Source organism: Sinorhizobium sp. FG01 (assembly GCF_002531875.1).
In the GTDB taxonomy this organism is placed as follows: domain Bacteria; phylum Pseudomonadota; class Alphaproteobacteria; order Rhizobiales; family Rhizobiaceae; genus Sinorhizobium; species Sinorhizobium fredii_C.
Genome location: NZ_NWTB01000009.1, coordinates 198,571 through 213,620 on the forward strand (window position 1 = coordinate 198,571; position 15,050 = coordinate 213,620).

17 protein-coding genes and 1 pseudogene are annotated in these 15,050 nt (G+C 62.3%); 13 read left to right on the forward strand and 5 right to left on the reverse strand.

Features of this window, described 5'->3' with window-relative positions; translation table 11 throughout:
• Window positions 1-65 precede the first annotated feature (65 nt).
• The 4 genes from CO656_RS16980 (at window position 66) to CO656_RS16995 (ending at window position 2,846) form a co-directional block, all read left to right on the forward strand.
• Window positions 66-947 carry a 23S rRNA (adenine(2030)-N(6))-methyltransferase RlmJ gene (locus CO656_RS16980; RefSeq protein ID WP_037413912.1) on the forward strand — a complete coding sequence of 294 codons (882 nt, stop codon included), beginning with the start codon at window positions 66-68 and terminating at the stop codon, window positions 945-947.
• Window positions 948-1,099: 152 nt separating this feature from the next.
• On the forward strand, window positions 1,100-1,543 hold the full coding sequence (locus CO656_RS16985) for a hypothetical protein (RefSeq protein WP_037413910.1): 444 nt from the start codon (window positions 1,100-1,102) through the stop codon (window positions 1,541-1,543).
• The gene (locus CO656_RS16990) at window positions 1,540-2,241 is read left to right on the forward strand and encodes a ribonuclease T(2) (RefSeq protein WP_234819787.1); all 702 of its coding nucleotides are present in this window, start codon (window positions 1,540-1,542) and stop codon (window positions 2,239-2,241) included. The genes CO656_RS16985 and CO656_RS16990 overlap by 4 nt, the downstream gene beginning before the upstream one ends.
• A 14-nt stretch (window positions 2,242-2,255) precedes the next feature.
• A complete protein-coding gene (locus CO656_RS16995; RefSeq protein ID WP_097526490.1) occupies window positions 2,256-2,846 on the forward strand; it encodes a glutathione S-transferase in 591 nt (196 codons plus the stop codon).
• 58 nt (window positions 2,847-2,904) lie between these two features.
• On the opposite strand, the gene CO656_RS17000 is transcribed toward CO656_RS16995, so the two are convergent.
• Complete coding sequence (locus CO656_RS17000) at window positions 2,905-3,543, reverse strand: outer membrane protein (RefSeq protein ID WP_037413904.1); 639 nt, start codon at window positions 3,541-3,543, stop codon at window positions 2,905-2,907.
• 370 nt (window positions 3,544-3,913) lie between these two features.
• Between CO656_RS17000 and CO656_RS17005 the strand changes: the two genes are divergently transcribed.
• From CO656_RS17005 to CO656_RS17025, 5 genes are all read left to right on the forward strand, one after another.
• Window positions 3,914-4,678: an SDR family oxidoreductase gene (locus tag CO656_RS17005; protein WP_037413902.1), complete on the forward strand. Its 765-nt coding sequence runs from the start codon at window positions 3,914-3,916 to the stop codon at window positions 4,676-4,678.
• Window positions 4,675-6,696, forward strand: coding sequence for an excinuclease ABC subunit UvrC (gene uvrC / locus CO656_RS17010; RefSeq protein ID WP_097526491.1), 2,022 nt, complete (start codon window positions 4,675-4,677; stop codon window positions 6,694-6,696). Before CO656_RS17005 ends, uvrC begins: the two co-directional genes overlap by 4 nt.
• Before the next feature lie 218 nt (window positions 6,697-6,914).
• Window positions 6,915-7,502, forward strand: a complete 588-nt coding sequence (pgsA, locus tag CO656_RS17015; RefSeq protein WP_037379793.1) for a CDP-diacylglycerol--glycerol-3-phosphate 3-phosphatidyltransferase — start codon at window positions 6,915-6,917, stop codon at window positions 7,500-7,502.
• Complete coding sequence (gene moaD / locus CO656_RS17020) at window positions 7,499-7,759, forward strand: molybdopterin converting factor subunit 1 (RefSeq protein WP_037413895.1); 261 nt, start codon at window positions 7,499-7,501, stop codon at window positions 7,757-7,759. Before pgsA ends, moaD begins: the two co-directional genes overlap by 4 nt.
• A 4-nt stretch (window positions 7,760-7,763) precedes the next feature.
• The gene (locus tag CO656_RS17025) at window positions 7,764-8,228 is read left to right on the forward strand and encodes a molybdenum cofactor biosynthesis protein MoaE (RefSeq protein ID WP_097526492.1); all 465 of its coding nucleotides are present in this window, start codon (window positions 7,764-7,766) and stop codon (window positions 8,226-8,228) included.
• A 10-nt stretch (window positions 8,229-8,238) separates the two neighbouring features.
• Here CO656_RS17025 and CO656_RS17030 read toward each other — a convergent pair whose 3' ends face one another.
• Window positions 8,239-9,135 (reverse strand): branched-chain amino acid ABC transporter permease, encoded by an 897-nt coding sequence (locus CO656_RS17030; protein WP_097526493.1) that lies wholly within the window; start codon window positions 9,133-9,135, stop codon window positions 8,239-8,241.
• Between CO656_RS17030 and CO656_RS30245 the strand changes: the two genes are divergently transcribed.
• The 3 genes from CO656_RS30245 (at window position 9,134) to CO656_RS17040 (ending at window position 10,465) form a co-directional block, all read left to right on the forward strand.
• The gene (locus CO656_RS30245; protein ID WP_158254925.1) at window positions 9,134-9,301 is read left to right on the forward strand and encodes a hypothetical protein; all 168 of its coding nucleotides are present in this window, start codon (window positions 9,134-9,136) and stop codon (window positions 9,299-9,301) included. The genes CO656_RS17030 and CO656_RS30245 overlap by 2 nt on opposite strands.
• 106 nt (window positions 9,302-9,407) lie before the next feature.
• Entirely contained in the window at window positions 9,408-9,968 is a 561-nt protein-coding gene (locus CO656_RS17035) for a CGNR zinc finger domain-containing protein (protein WP_097526494.1), read from the forward strand.
• On the forward strand, window positions 9,965-10,465 hold the full coding sequence (locus CO656_RS17040; protein ID WP_097526495.1) for a hypothetical protein: 501 nt from the start codon (window positions 9,965-9,967) through the stop codon (window positions 10,463-10,465). Before CO656_RS17035 ends, CO656_RS17040 begins: the two co-directional genes overlap by 4 nt.
• Before the next feature lie 74 nt (window positions 10,466-10,539).
• Here CO656_RS17040 and ndk read toward each other — a convergent pair whose 3' ends face one another.
• Both ndk and CO656_RS17050 read right to left on the reverse strand, forming a co-directional pair.
• The gene (gene ndk / locus CO656_RS17045) at window positions 10,540-10,962 is read right to left on the reverse strand and encodes a nucleoside-diphosphate kinase (RefSeq protein WP_012707487.1); all 423 of its coding nucleotides are present in this window, start codon (window positions 10,960-10,962) and stop codon (window positions 10,540-10,542) included.
• Window positions 10,963-11,064: 102 nt separating this feature from the next.
• A complete protein-coding gene (locus CO656_RS17050; RefSeq protein WP_097526496.1) occupies window positions 11,065-11,754 on the reverse strand; it encodes a glutathione S-transferase family protein in 690 nt (229 codons plus the stop codon).
• A gap of 139 nt (window positions 11,755-11,893) precedes the next feature.
• Between CO656_RS17050 and CO656_RS17055 the strand changes: the two genes are divergently transcribed.
• Window positions 11,894-12,406: a DinB family protein gene (locus tag CO656_RS17055; protein WP_097526497.1), complete on the forward strand. Its 513-nt coding sequence runs from the start codon at window positions 11,894-11,896 to the stop codon at window positions 12,404-12,406.
• Here CO656_RS17055 and CO656_RS17060 read toward each other — a convergent pair.
• A pseudogene (locus tag CO656_RS17060) lies at window positions 12,350-15,010 on the reverse strand (AMP-binding protein); the annotation flags it as partial. The gene CO656_RS17055 and the pseudogene CO656_RS17060 overlap by 57 nt on opposite strands.
• Window positions 15,011-15,050 lie beyond the last annotated feature (40 nt).

Below are 15,050 nucleotides of genomic sequence, written 5' to 3' on the forward strand. Positions count from 1 at the left end.
AAAGAGGGCTCAAAGTCCCATTCGCCATCCATCGAAACAATTGATCGCAGCCATCGGCGGCTCTTATGAACTATCGGCACATTTATCATGCGGGCAACTTCGCCGATGTCCTGAAGCACGCGGTGCTGGCCAGGCTCGTCACCTATCTCAAACAGAAGGATAGGGCCTTCCGGGTGCTGGATACCCATGCCGGCATCGGTCTCTATGACCTCTCCAGCGAGGAGGCGCAAAAGACCGGCGAGTGGCGCGACGGCATCGGAAGGCTGGTCGACGCCGAACTCCCTCCACCGGTAGCCGCCATTCTCGAGCCCTATCTTGCGGCCGTGCGCGATCTCAATCCGCATACTGGGGCGGATGCCGGGATCACGCATTATCCCGGTTCGCCGAAGCTTGCCCGCATGCTGTTTCGGCCGCAGGACCGGCTCTCGGCAATGGAACTGCATCCGGACGACTATGAAACGCTGCACCGGCTGTTCGACGGCGATTTCCAGAGCCGGATCACCCGGCTCGACGGCTGGCTGGCGCTCGGCGCCCACCTGCCGCCGAAGGAAAAGCGCGGCCTCGTGCTCGTCGATCCGCCATTCGAGAAGGAAGGTGAATACGAGCGGCTGGCCGAAGGGCTTGCCAGGGCCTATCGCCGCTTTGCCGGCGGTATCTACTGCCTCTGGTATCCGCTGAAGAAAGGCGCGCCGGTCAAGGAATTTCATGAGGCGCTGAAAGCGCTGGAAATACCCAAAATGCTGTGCGCCGAGCTTGCGGTCCGCAGCGATCGCGACATCACCGGACTGGCAGGCTCGGGCCTTGTCATCGTCAATCCACCCTATACGCTCAAGGACGAGCTCGACATCCTGCTGCCCTTCCTGAAGGAACGACTTCGCCAGGATCGCTTCGCGTCGGCACGCTGCTTCTGGCTGCGCGGCGAAACAGCTCTCAACCGAGGGCCTTGACGCGTCGGGTGCCGTGGCATCAATCTCTAGCGCATCGGCCCGGAAATCGGAATCCATTTTCGGAAAGCACGATGCGTAGGTTCAAAGTCTTGCAGCGTCCTTTGCGCGTCTGAAAGACGCGCGGCGCTGTAGAGACGATCCAGGAGGAAGTCATGATTTGCAAGCTTGCCGCAATGCTTCTGACCTCGCTTTCCCTCGCCGCCGGTGTGGTCACCAGTGCCGCCGCCGCGGATTTGGCCGCGGTGCCCGTCGCCCCGCAGGCTTACAATATCGGCATTTGCGGCAACCCGTCGGTGCTGGGCTTCATCACGCGGCGCTTCGACTATAAGGCGGCAAACTATCTTCATGCCAATCTCGCGATCGCCGAAATCCGCGACATGGGCCAGAACCGCTTCGAGCCGCGCGACTACACCCATCTGGTCGAACGTGAATATTGCTATGCGACCGCGGTGATGAGCGACGGGGTCCGGAGGCCGCTCTGGTACCTCATCGAGCGACCCTGGGGATTTGCCGGCGTCGGCTCCAATGTCGAGTTCTGCGTCGGCGGCCTCGATCCCTGGTATGTCTACGGCGCCCATTGCTCTTCGCTTCGTTGATTGCCGCAAGAAACCGGCTTCTGGCGACCCTTGCCCTGTTGGCGATCGCCGGCTGTAACGGCGAAGGCGACAAGACATCCGGCTCCGGGGTGGACGCCCCGGCGGGTGCCGCATCGGCGAGCGTACCGCTCGGCAAGGGCTTCGACTTCTATGTGCTTTCGCTCTCCTGGTCCCCGACCTGGTGCCGAGGCAATGACCCGAAGGGCAAATCCGAACAATGCGAGCGCGGCAGCGGCCTGATCGTCCACGGCCTTTGGCCGCAATATGAACGCGGCTATCCGCAGTTTTGCCAGACGGGGCAATCCGCCCGGGTCCCTGAGTCACTTGGCCGGCAATATCTCGACATCGTTCCGTCGATGGGCTTGATCGGGCATCAATGGCGCAAACACGGCACCTGCTCCGGCCTCAGCCAGGCGGATTATTTCGCTGTGACACGGGCGGCCCGCGAGCGGCTTGAGATTCCTGCCGAGTTTACCTCCACGGAGGGTTCGCGAGACCTCTCCGCCGCATCGATCGAGACCGCTTTCACGACGAAGAACCCCGGCATGGCGAAAGACATGATCGCCGTGACCTGCGAGGGGCCTCTGATCGAGGAAATCAGGGTCTGCTTCGACAGGGAATTGCGTTTCAGGGCCTGCCCTGAAATAGATCGCCGCGCCTGCCGACGAGGCGCGGTGCTACTCCCCGCCGCACCATAAGAACGGAAAGACGAATGAAGATACTCTACTCGCCCGCCTCCCCCTATTCCAACAAGGTTCGGATGGCTGCCCATCATCTCGGAATCGCTGCGGAAAGCGTGCTCACCGACACCAATGCCAATCCGCCGGAACTGGTCGACAGCAATCCGCTTGGAAAAATCCCGACGCTGATCACGGCCGATGGCCGGTCGATCTACGACAGCCGGGCGATCATGCATTTCCTCGACCGCGAGACCAAAGGCGGGCTCTATCCGAAAACCGCCGAGAAGCGCACCCAGATCGAGATCTTCGAAGCGCTCTGCGACGGCATCTGCGACAGCCTGCTGGCGATCGTCTACGAAAAGCGCTTTCATCCGCCGGAAAAGGTGCATCAGCCCTGGATCGACCGACAATGGGAAAAGGTCGAGCGCGGGCTCGACCACCTGGAAGCTCATCTGCCGAAGACCGGCGGCAAGCTGAATGCGGGACATTTCGCGCTCGCCGCCATGCTGCGCTATATCGAGCTGCGCTTTGCCGGCGAATGGCAGAAAGGGCGGCCGAAGCTCAAGGCCTGGCCGGCCAAGTTCGAGAAACACTTTCCGGATTATCCCAAATTCAAGACCTGAATCAAGGGTACAAAAAAGGCCGGGTCACCCCGGCCTTTTCTTGATCCGTTTGAAAGGATCAGAACTTGACGCCCATACCGACGCGGACGCTGTGCTCGTCATAGCCGGAGGAGACCGTCGAGCCGCCGGTGCGGAAGTCCTTGGAGGCGTAGTCCGTGTAACGGTATTCGACGCGGGCCGTAACGTTGTCGGTGACGAAGGTTTCGGCACCGGCGCCAGCCGTCCAGCCGACCAGGGTCTTGTCGTCGGAGCCCGCCGGGGTGGAGAGCTTGGCATTGCCAAGGGCGAGACCGGCCGTGCCGTAGACCAGCACCGGGTTGAGGTCGACACCGACGCGGCCGCGGAGCGAGCCGTTGACGCCCTGCTTCACGCGGCGGCCGCTGGAGTGGGAGTCGTTGCCGGCGTAGTTGACGTCGGCTTCACCGCCGTAGACCATCTGACCGTCCTGCACGTTGTAGCCGCCGTAAAGGCCGCCGCCGAAGCCGGCCGACGTGTTCCCGCCGGTGGCATCGGCTTCGCCGTGATGCCAATTGGCCGTGCCGCCGACATAGGCGCCGGACCAGTTCTTGACGGCCGGCTCGGTATATTCGGCAGCCGGAGCAGCCGGAACTTCGTCGACCGCGTCGGCGGCGTGAGCTGCCTGGAAGGTTACCAGGGCAATGGCCGAAGCCATGAGAGTGGTGGTGAGCGTACGCATACTATTCTCCTTTCAGACCGGCGCCCCGAAGCATCTCTTTGGCGTGCTTTATCGAGACACCGGGTATCTACAATCAACCCGTCCGGTTGACCGGAAATTGGACAGAAAATGCGGATTCTCAAGAGCTAAAATGTGAAATTTTAGCGGCGTAGCCGCGTCCAAACTTTGATGTTGCCTTGACGACACAGAGGATTTATTAACCATAATTGAAGATTAACCAAAGATATACTATAAGAATAAAAGATAATTCAAAATACGCCGCTCACGTTAATTTTTCCGAAATGAATCGTCCGGGGGAGTTTTTCAGCCCGGCCTTTCCTGCCTATATCTGTGTCCGACCGGAACAGGATTCGCAGAACGGGAAAGAACGTTGAAAAGGACATTCAAGGCGGCGCTGGTTACAGGCGGCGCCCGGCGCATCGGCAGGGCAATAGTTGAGGATCTCGCCGTCCACGGCTTTGCGGTCGCCATCCATGCAAACGGCTCCATGGCCGAGGCCGAGGCGCTGGCGGCAGACCTCAGAAAAGCCGGCACAAACGCTGTCGCCCTCCAGGCGGACCTCACCGATGTGAGGGCGGCGTCGGAATTGATCGCGCAGGCGACCTCGCTGCTCGGCCCGCTCGATCTCCTCGTCAACAATGCCTCGGTCTTCAACAAGGACAGTCTCGACGAGTTCGACGAGGACGCCTGGGAGCGGCACTTCGCCCTGCATGTGCGGGCCCCCTCCCTGCTTGCCCGCGACTTCGCGCGGCAGCGTTCGGGCGATGTTTCCGGCCTTATCGTCAATGTGATCGACCAGCGCGTCTGGTCTCCAAATCCACGCTTTTATTCCTATATGCTCTCCAAGTCGGCGCTCTGGACGGCAACCCAGACGATGGCGCAGGCGCTGGCGCCTGACATTCGCGTCAACGGCATCGGGCCCGGTCCGACGCTGCCGAACGAGCGGCAGGACCGGCGCGATTTCGAAGCCCAGGTCCACGCGCTGATTCTCAGGCGAGGTCCGGCGCTCGACGAATTCGGACGCGCAATCCGCTTCCTTTTCGAGACGCCCTCGGTTACCGGACAGATGATCGCGCTCGACGGCGGCCAGCACCTCGCCTGGGAGACGCCGGATATTCGGGAGATAGTGGAATGAACGGGCGGACGCCCACCGACGGCGGCATCCTCTATGACGGCAGCGAAACCGATGACGAAGACGATCTCGTCGAAGTTGCCGAGAGCGAACGGCCGGCGCCCACTGTGGAATGGGCGGAGAGCAAGGCAGAAACGCAGGGGCTCAAGGGCGCCGAACTGATCCAGGCCTTCGTCAAGCTGCTGCCGAATGGACCCGGCGTCTACCGAATGTTCAACGAGGCCGGCGACGTGCTCTATGTCGGCAAGGCGCGCAGTCTGAAGAAGCGGGTGAGCAACTACGCACAAGGGCGCGGCCACTCGAACCGCATCGCCCGCATGGTGCGCGAGACGGCGAACATGGAGTTCGTCACGACGCGCACCGAAATCGAGGCGCTACTGCTCGAGGCGAACCTGATCAAGCGTCTGCGCCCGCGCTTCAACGTGCTTTTGCGCGACGACAAGTCGTTCCCCTACATTGTCGTCACCGGCGACACCCGGGCACCGGCGCTCTACAAGCACCGCGGCGCGCGCAGCCGCAAGGGCGACTATTTCGGGCCGTTCGCCTCCGCCGGTGCGGTGGGGCGGACGATCAATTCGCTGCAGCGGGCCTTTCTCTTGAGGACCTGCACCGACAGCGTCTTCGAAACACGCACGCGGCCTTGTCTGCTTTATCAGATCAAGCGCTGTTCGGCGCCCTGCACGGGCGAGATCAGCGATCCGGATTATGCCGAGCTCGTGCGCGAGGCGAAGGACTTCCTCTCCGGTAAGAGCCAGGCTGTGAAGGCGACGATCGCCGCGGCGATGGCCGAAGCGTCGGAAAATCTCGACTTCGAGCGGGCGGCGCTTTACCGGGACCGCCTGGCGGCGCTCAGCCATGTGCAGAGCTACCAGGGGATCAACCCTGCCGGTGTCGAGGAAGCGGACGTCTTCGCCATTCACCACGAGGGCGGCATTTCCTGCATCCAGGTGTTCTTCTTCCGCACCGGCCAGAACTGGGGCAACCGCGCCTATTTTCCGAAGGCCGACCCGTCGCTCCCGGCCGCCGAGGTACTCAGCGCCTTCCTCGCCCAATTCTACGACGACAAGCCGTGCCCGCGGCAGATCCTGCTCTGCGAGGCGGTCGACGAGCAGGAATTGCTTGCCCAGGCGTTGAGCGAGAAGTCCGGCTACAAGGTGTCGATCCTCGTACCGCAGCGGGGCGAGAAAAAGGACCTTGTCGAGCACGCACAGGCCAATGCGCGCGAAGCGCATGGCCGCAAGCTTGCGGAGACGGCCTCGCAGTCGCGCCTGCTCGAGGGCTTTGCCGAGACCTTCAAGTTGCCTTCGGTGCCGCGTCGCATCGAAATCTACGATAACTCGCACATCATGGGCACCAATGCCGTCGGCGGCATGGTGGTCGCCGGCCCCGAGGGCTTCGTTAAAGGTCAGTATCGCAAGTTCAACATCAAATCGAAGGACATCACCCCGGGCGACGACTTCGGCATGATGCGTGAGGTGATGACGCGTCGCTTCTCGCGTCTGCTGAAGGAGGAAGGCAAGCCGGACCGCTCGACAGAGGTGAGCGAAGAGGCGGCCTTCCCGGCATGGCCTGACGTCATCGTCATCGATGGCGGCCAGGGACAGATGACGGCCGTCCGCGCCATTCTCAAGGAACTCGACGTCGAGGACTGCGTGACGGCGATCGGCGTCGCCAAGGGCGTCGACCGGGACGCCGGTCGCGAACGCTTCTTTGTCGAAGGCGTGGACGGGTTCACGCTGCCGCCCCGCGATCCGGTGCTCTATTTCATCCAGCGGCTGCGCGACGAGGCGCATCGCTTTGCAATCGGCTCGCACCGGGCGCGGCGAAAGAAGGAGATGGTCAAGAACCCGCTCGACGAAATCGCCGGCATCGGCCCGACCCGCAAGCGAGCGCTTCTCACCCATTTCGGCACCGCCAAGGCGGTTTCCCGCGCGGGCATCAACGACCTGATGGCCGTCAACGGCATTTCGGAGACCGTGGCCCGCCTCGTCTACGAGCATTTTCACGAGGATGCCAAATAAGCGCAGCGGCGGCGCAATTCAGACTGCGTTCAGGCGAAATCCGCCAAATATGACAGGAGTAGCGCAATGACCTGTTGACCTTGTGGTCGCAAAGTCATTCTGTACACCTGAAACCGGAGGGTCTGGGAGCTGGCGCTTACCCGATGCCATCCGAACAATAAAATCGCATCGATGACCCGCGGGAAATGGGGATTGTCGTGTCCAGAGAAACCGAGTCCATGCCAACGCCCATTGCCTACAGCATCCCGAATCTGCTGACCTACTTCCGTATCCTCATCGTGCCGCTGATCGTGCTGTGCTTCTTCATCGAGGGCCGGCTGCACAGTTCCGATTTCGCCCGCTGGACCGCTCTCGTGCTGTTCGTCACCGCCTCGGTCACCGATTTCTTCGACGGCTATCTTGCGCGCATATGGAAGCAGACTTCCAATATCGGCCGGATGCTCGACCCGATCGCCGACAAGCTGCTGGTCGCCTCGATCCTGCTGCTGGTCGCTGCGGACGGCACCATCGCCGGCTGGTCGATCTGGGCCGCGATCATCATTCTTTGCCGCGAAATCCTCGTTTCCGGGCTTCGCGAATATCTTGCAGCGCTGAAGGTCAGCGTGCCCGTTACGCGAATCGCCAAGTGGAAGACGACCATCCAGATGGTGGCGATCGCCTTCCTGCTTGCCGGTCCGGCCGGCGACAAGATCGTGCCCTATATAACCGAGGCTGGCATCGTCCTTCTGTGGATCGCCGCGGCAATCACGCTCTATACCGGCTATGATTATTTCCGCGCTGGCCTGAAGCATGTGGTCAACGAATGAGCACCGTCAACCTCGTCTATTTTTCCTGGGTGCGCGAACGCATCGGCAAGGGTGAGGAAACGCTGGATCTCCCGGACGGCGTCGTCACGGTCGGCGATCTGCTGGCGCATTTGAAGACGCTCGGCGCCGAGTATGAATCGGCGCTCGAACACCAGAACGTCATCCGCGCGGCGATCAACCAGGAACATGTCGATCACGGCGAGCCGATCGCCGGTGCCCGCGAGATCGCGCTCTTTCCGCCGATGACGGGCGGCTGAGGCGATGGACGCTTCGGTCAGCGTGCGTGTCCAACCCGAGGACTTCGATCTTGCAGCCGAAGTCTCCGCGCTCACCCGCGGCCGGGCGGACATCGGTGCTGTCGTCACCTTTCTGGGCCTCTGCCGCGATGAGGCAGGGGCTTTGAACGCGCTCGAACTCGAACATTATCCGGGCATGGCGGAAGCCGAGATCAGCCGCATCTGCCACGAGGCGGTGCAGCGCTTCGGGTTGCAGGCCGCGACGGCCATTCACCGCTACGGCCGTATCGAGCCCGGTGAGAACATCGTGCTCGTGGTCACCGTCTCGCCGCATCGGCAGGCCGCTTTCGACGGCGCCAACTTCATCATGGATTTCCTGAAAACCTCGGCGCCCTTCTGGAAGAAGGAACACCGTGCCGATGGCAGTGCCGACGACTGGGTCAGCGCCAAGGACGCCGACGACGCGGCACGCGGCCGTTGGGGCCGCTGAGCGAGCGCCGTCAGGGGATGACCTTTTCCTGCCTGGTCACGACGAGCACGATGACGAGAAAGCCGAAGATCGCGAAATCCCGCCAGAGGATCGGCCCGTAGGCGCTCCACAGCGTTTCCAGGAGCCCTACGCCGGCGGCGCCGAGGGCAGCATAGAGTGGCGCCGCCTGGCCGCCGATTGCCGCGATGAACAGGACCTTGACGCCGAAGGTCAGGCCCATGCCGAAGTCCATGTTGCCATAATAGGAGGCGGCCAGAATGCCGCAGAAGGCGGCGATCACCGACGCGACGCCATAGGCAAGAATGTAGACGATCGAGGGATCTATGCCGCAAAGGGCGGCAGCCTCACGATCCTGGGAGACGGCCCGCCAGTATCGCCCGACATAGGAGTGCGTCAGCAGCCAATGGCCGGCGGCGACGAGCGCCGCCATCAGCGCGGTGTTCAGCAGTTGCACGACTGTCAGCGTCACGGGAAATTCCGGATCCGGCCAGAAGACGATAACCTGGTTCAGAAATGGCGGCAGCCAGAGGCTTCTCGTATCTGACGCGAGACGCGCCGTTTCCATGAGCACGATAAGGCTACCGAGCGAGGCGACAACCACCGCATTTGCCGAGGAGAAAGCCAGCGGCCGCATGATGTAGCGGCCGGCGACCAGCCCCGCGCCAAGCCCGAAGCTCAGCGCCGCCGCCGCACCGACGCCGAGGGCCGCAGGCAGCACCAGCCACAGCCGGTTCCAGCCGAAATCCGAAAAGAGAACGAACATCTGCCCGGCAAATGCGAAGAGCGCGCCATAGGTCAGGTCGGCCCGCCGCGTGACGGCGAAGGCGATCGCGTAGCCGAAGGCAAGTGCCGCATAGAGCGCTGCCACGGGAACGGCATTGGCGATCTGCTGAAGGAAATAGGCCATGGCATATCCGGTCGGTCGCGGCGGTCAGGATCGGGTCGATCCGAGAACGAAACTGCATCAAGTTCACCTGCAAAACGCGGAGGCCGAAGGCGCAACCAACTTTGCTCTGCGGCTCTACAGCGCCGTGCGTCTTGTCGGACGTGCAAGGATCGCTGTAGCGCTTTGAATTGCTGCATATCTTTGTCCTTAAATCGATGTCGATTTAAGAGACATGCAGTGGTGACAGGATCAATATAACTGGTAAAATGAGTTTTACTAGTTAGGATTTTCGCATGAGCTTCACCTGGACCGCGCATCGATTTTCGGGCGGCGCATTGGCGCTAGATGTCGCCAATTCGGTGGTCCTGCGCTTCGACCCGCAACGCCGCATCGATCGTTTTGCCGATGAAAGGGCGATCGACAGCTTTGCCGAAGCAGCCAATCTCCATGGTTGCGAGAAGCAGCGGTTCGGCAGGCTCGGTCCGATCGCGCCTGAAAGGCGGGCGTCGCTGATCGATCTGCGCGAGGCGACGGACCGGCATTTCCGGGCTCTGGTGCGGGACGAAGACCGGCCGGAGCTTCTTGCCGACCTATTGGAGGCGATCGCCGCGGTAGTGCGCCGACCGGGGGATGGCGGCGGATACATCGCCCTCGACGTCGCCACTGCGCATTCGGCGCTCAGCCTCGTCGCCAATCCGGAGCCCGACCGCCTTAAGATTTGCCCGAACTGCGAATGGCTGTTCCTTGACCGCAGCCGCAACCGGAGCAGGACCTGGTGCGACATGGCGGTTTGCGGCAACCGCACGAAGGCCAAACGCCACTACCGCCGTTCCAAACAGGAAACACAGCCATGAGACACGCCATTGCAATCGCCTTGGTCGCGGCCGCGCTTGCCGGCTGCCAGCGCGAGGCCGGACCGGATCCACTGAAATTGACCGGCAAGATGTTCGTCTTCAACTACCGGCTCGCCTACGCCACCTACACGATCACGCTCAACAAGACGGAACCGCTGCCGGACGGCAGCATCGTCGTGGCAAGCTTCGAGAACCCGGCCGGCGGCGAACCGCTGACATTGACGCGCAAGCTCTTCCCGAAGCTCGACAAGGTGGTGCTGGAAAGCCCGGACCTAACCTGCGTCAGGAAGGAGAGGCCCTATGCGGTGACGATCGAGGTCAAGGGGCCGGACGGAGCGACGCTGCAGAAGCTGGAAACGACGGTGGTTTCCGATGTCGACCAGAGCGTCATGCCGGCAAGACCCTTGGTCGTCGGCCCTGCCTACGACAAGAATCCGGAAGTCTTCAGGAATGGGCTGGCGCCGACGCATTTCGACACGTCCGCCTGCCCGACATAAGGAAAACCGGGGCGTTTCCGCCCCGGTTTCGAAGACCGTTTCAAGCCCTTAGAGCGCAAAACGAAGAAAATGGATCAGCCGACGATCTCGGTGCCCGCAAACCAGTAGGCGATTTCCTCGGCAGCCGTTTCCGGACCATCGGAACCGTGAACTGAGTTTTCGCCGATCGACAGCGCGTGAACCTTGCGGATGGTGCCTTCGTCAGCGTTGGCCGGGTTGGTGGCGCCCATCACTTCGCGGTTCTTGGCAATGGCGTTCTCGCCTTCGAGAACCTGAACGATGGTCGGGCCGGAAGACATGAACTCGACCAGCTCACCGAAGAACGGGCGCTCCTTGTGGACGGCGTAGAAGCCTTCGGCTTCGCGGCGGCTCATCCAGACGCGCTTCGAAGCGACGACGCGCAGGCCGGCGTCTTCGAGCATCTTGGTGATGGCGCCGGTCAGATTGCGCTTCGTTGCGTCCGGCTTGATCATCGAAAAGGTACGTTCAATCGCCATTGGCTCAATTCCCTTGCTCTTGAGAAAGTGGCGGTTCATTAGCCGCCAATGCCGCGCAAAACAAGGGGGAGCGGCGATGATTCGCCTGAGCCGGCGACAGTTTCACGCGGCTGTCACGGAACGGCCGAGGCCATCGTGGAGATCGAGGCAACGCTCGAACCAGTCCGAAACGACGTCACCCTCAGCGAGCAGACGATGCGGCGAGACGATCCGCGCCCATTGCAGGGCACCGAAGACGATGTAATCGGCAAAGAGTGGCCCATCGCCGCCGATGAAGGGCTGGAATTTCAGCATGTGGCGAAGCGGTTCGAGCTTCACCGAGAAGGTTTCGAGATCCGCTTCTCCCGCCTCCGCGGTCGCCTCGAGCGACTTACCGAAGCGCTGCTCGCGGCTCTGCCGGAAATAGGCCTGATCCACCGGATCGAGGCTGTCATGGATATTCATGATGGCGATGCGGCCGATCGCCGGATGCAGCGTCATCTGCGACCAGCCTTCGACGAAGCGGGCCGCTGCCTTGCCACCCTCGCAGCCGAACAGGGCCGGGTGGTCGGGATAGGTCTCCTCGAGATAAAGAGCGATTTCGAAACTGTCGCTGACGAGATTGTCGCCGTCGCGGAGCAGCGGGACGATCTTCGTCGCTCCTTGCTCGAGCTTTGGGATTTCGGTGAAGCCGACAGGCGCCACGTCGAAGCCGAGCCCCTTGTGTGCGAGCGAAAGCTTGGTCTTCCACACATGCGGCGAAAAGGGGCGCGTCCGGTCGGTACCACAGAGCGCATAAAGTGTGCGGGTCATGTCCCCTCCTGTTCTGAACATCGTTCGACGCATAAAAGGAGAGCGAGCCCGGGCGATCAAATCAGTAATTTTCATGAGTTGCATTCGACACGCGAATATCAATCAGAGCTAGGGTGGGCGGACAGCAAGGGAGAATGTGATGCTCGACCATTACCGGATGTTTGCCGACTACAATCGCTGGGCCAACCGGCTGCTCTACGCTGCCGTAGCCGAACTCTCCGAGGCGGAGTACCGGCAGGACAAGGGCGCCTTCTTCGGTTCTCTGCATGGAACGCTCAACCACCTCCTCGTGGCCGACCGGATCTGGATGAAGCGGTTCACCAAGGAGGGCGACGCGCCCACGAGGCTCGACGCGATCCTCCATGAAGACCTATCGGCCTTGACGGCGGCGCGGGAGGCGGAGGACGAGCGCATCATCGCCTGGATCGACAGCCTCGACGAGGCGCGGCTCGGCGCGCACTTCACCTACTCGCCGATCAGCAGACCCGGCGAGATCACCCAGAAAGTCGCCCTGGCGCTCGACCATTTGTTCAACCACCAGACCCATCACCGCGGACAGGCGCATGCGATCTTGACAGCGCTCGGGCGGCCATCCTTGACGCTGGACCTGGCTTTCTTCCTGTGGACCGAGGGGAAGAAGTGGTCGGCCTGAAAAGAGCCGGGCCATGAATGCGGCCGGCCAATCTATCCGGAGAGAACCCACCCGGCCGCGGACGAGCCACTTCACCAGCTGGCGCTGCCCCGACCAGACCGCGATCCCCAAGGCGACGCCGCCGGCGATCGAGCAGAGCGAGAAAGCAAGCGGCGGGAGGAACGGCTGCATTGGCGCAAGCAGCAGCTCCGGCACGAAGCGGTGCAGGATGTAGATATGAAAGCCTGCCGCCGCGAGCGGCAGGACAAGCTGCACTGCCCATTGCGGCAGGCGGATGCGCGGCAGGAACAAAAGCGCCACGAGCACGACGATCTGCAGCAGATATTTGATCTTCGTGCCGATCCAGACGCCCTCATAGAGGCCGAGAAACAGATAGATCGCCGTTCCTGCCGCCATGACCGCGAGCCGCTGGGCCCAGTTTTTCGCCAGTGCCGCGCACCAGCCCGCGACCGCCAGGTGAAAGATCCAGGGAAGCGTGAATATCTGCCGGTTACCGATTTCCCAGAGCTCAGGCAGTGCCATGCGGGCGGCAAAGGCGCCAGCGAGCAGCGCCATGCCGGCAGCAAACGGCCGCACCGCGGCGAACCGCCTGACGGACGGCACTGAAAACAGAGCGGCAAACACCAGCACCGTCTGGCAATAGGCCTCGATGAACCAGTAGAGATAGGGCACCATGCTGTGCCGCTCGGGATCGGCGAAGCCGAAATTGCCGACGAGGAAGACCGAGGCCCAGGGCACGTTTCCCCAGGCAAGAGCGTAAGCGGCGACGATCAGATAATAGGGAACAAGAATCTGCGCGAGCGGCCGCAACAGCTGCCCGAGCGCGCCCGACAGGAGCGCGCCACTTTGAAACCGTGCCAGGCCGAATCCGGCGAGAATGACCATTGTCGCCGACCCTCCCGGGATCGGCCACAGCGTCTCGTGGTGGAGCACGACCAGCAGGATGGCCAGCGCCCGAATCAAGAAGTCGGTGCCGATCTGCGGAGCCTTGCGCTCCTGGCGGACCATGACCGCCAATGTGTTGACCGGTATGCTTTCCCACGCCTCGGGCACGTCACCGAGGATCTTCTCAAGACCCATCGATAGCTGCACGAATCGGAGCGAATCCCCGCCGAGCGACAGGAAGCTGTCCTCGGGTCGGACCTTTCGCGGATAGAAGACCTGCTCGAACAGGGCTTCGACACCTTCTTCGCGTGAAGACCCGCTGCCGCGCCGGCTCCGCTGACGGAGAGCTTCGTAATCGACCTTTCCGGACGCCAGGCGCGGCAGCGCGTCGATGCGCGTCGCCCCCACCTGCAGCAGGGTCAAGCCGCTGGCGGCGACGAGCAGCTGGCGGACGTTGTCGGGAGCGCGTTCGCCGGCGAAAAAGGCGTGGATTTCGACATCGTTGCCAATGACTGCGACGGCGATATCGTGCCGCTCCAGAGCCGCTTCGAGAGCGTCATGGCCGATCCTCAGCCCGGCGATCTTCGATATGCGCTTCGTCCGTCCGACGATGCGGAAGAACCCGTCGGTGTCCCGCACGGCCAGATCGCCGGTTCGCAATTCGGAAAGCTCGGCGCCTCGGGCGAGATCGGCCCGCGCACCGGCATAGCCCATCATCACATTGGCGCCGCGATAGACGAGTTCGCCGGCTTCCTGCGCATCGGTGATCAGTCGCCCGCTCTCATCCTCGATGGTCAGGCTGCCGCCGGGTATCGCGACACCGATCCGGTCCTCCCTGCCCACTAGCCGATCCGGAGGCACATAGGCGATGCGGGCGGTCGCCTCCGTCTGGCCGTACATCACGAAAAAGGCTGCGCCACGCGCAGAGAGATGTTCGTTGTAGAGGCGAACCTTCTCGGTCGGCAGGCGTCCGCCGGCCACGGTCATGAACCGCAGTCGCGGAAATGCCCGCTCGCGGAAGCCCACCTTTTCCAGAAGCTCGTAGGAATAGGGAACCCCGGACAGATTGGTGCAGCCGCTTTCGGCAAGTCCGTCGAGGAAGCCCTCATCGAGAATGGATCCGCCGGGGATGTAGATGCTCGCGCCGACCGTGATGTGAGCGTTCAGGACCGACAGGCCATAGGAATAGTGAAGCGGCAGAACGAGACAGGTCCGGTCCGTCGCCGTGAGGCCGAGATATTCGGCGATGGAACGTGCATTGGCCTCGATATTCGTCCTGGACAGCCGGACATATTTGCCCTGGCCGGTGCTGCCCGAGGTCGATAGCAGGACGGCGAGATCGGGATGGAGAACGACCCGGCCTCCCTCCAGCCGCTCCGTACGCCAGCGTCCGTCGATCCTGCGATGGCAGAAATCCGGCTTGAAGATCTCACGATCCGCATTCATGGCTGCCGTACCCTGCAGCGCAACGGCGTGTCCGGCATCGAGCGCGGCAAGATAAGCAATGATCGCATGCTCCGAGAGGTCGGCCTCGAGCATCACCAGTCCGCGCCCGTTGCGCCACTTCGATGCCTGGCGATCGACGCGGGCGGCGAGTTCGCGATAGCTGACGACCCGCTGGCCGGGAAACATGAGCGCCGGCTTGTCGCCGTGGGCGGCCAGGTGCGCAACACAGAATGGGAATATCGACAAATCGCCAGCGCCCAAAGCCACCTCCATTTTAGCGAGGCGGCATATTATTGCTGACTCTCGTCGTCAA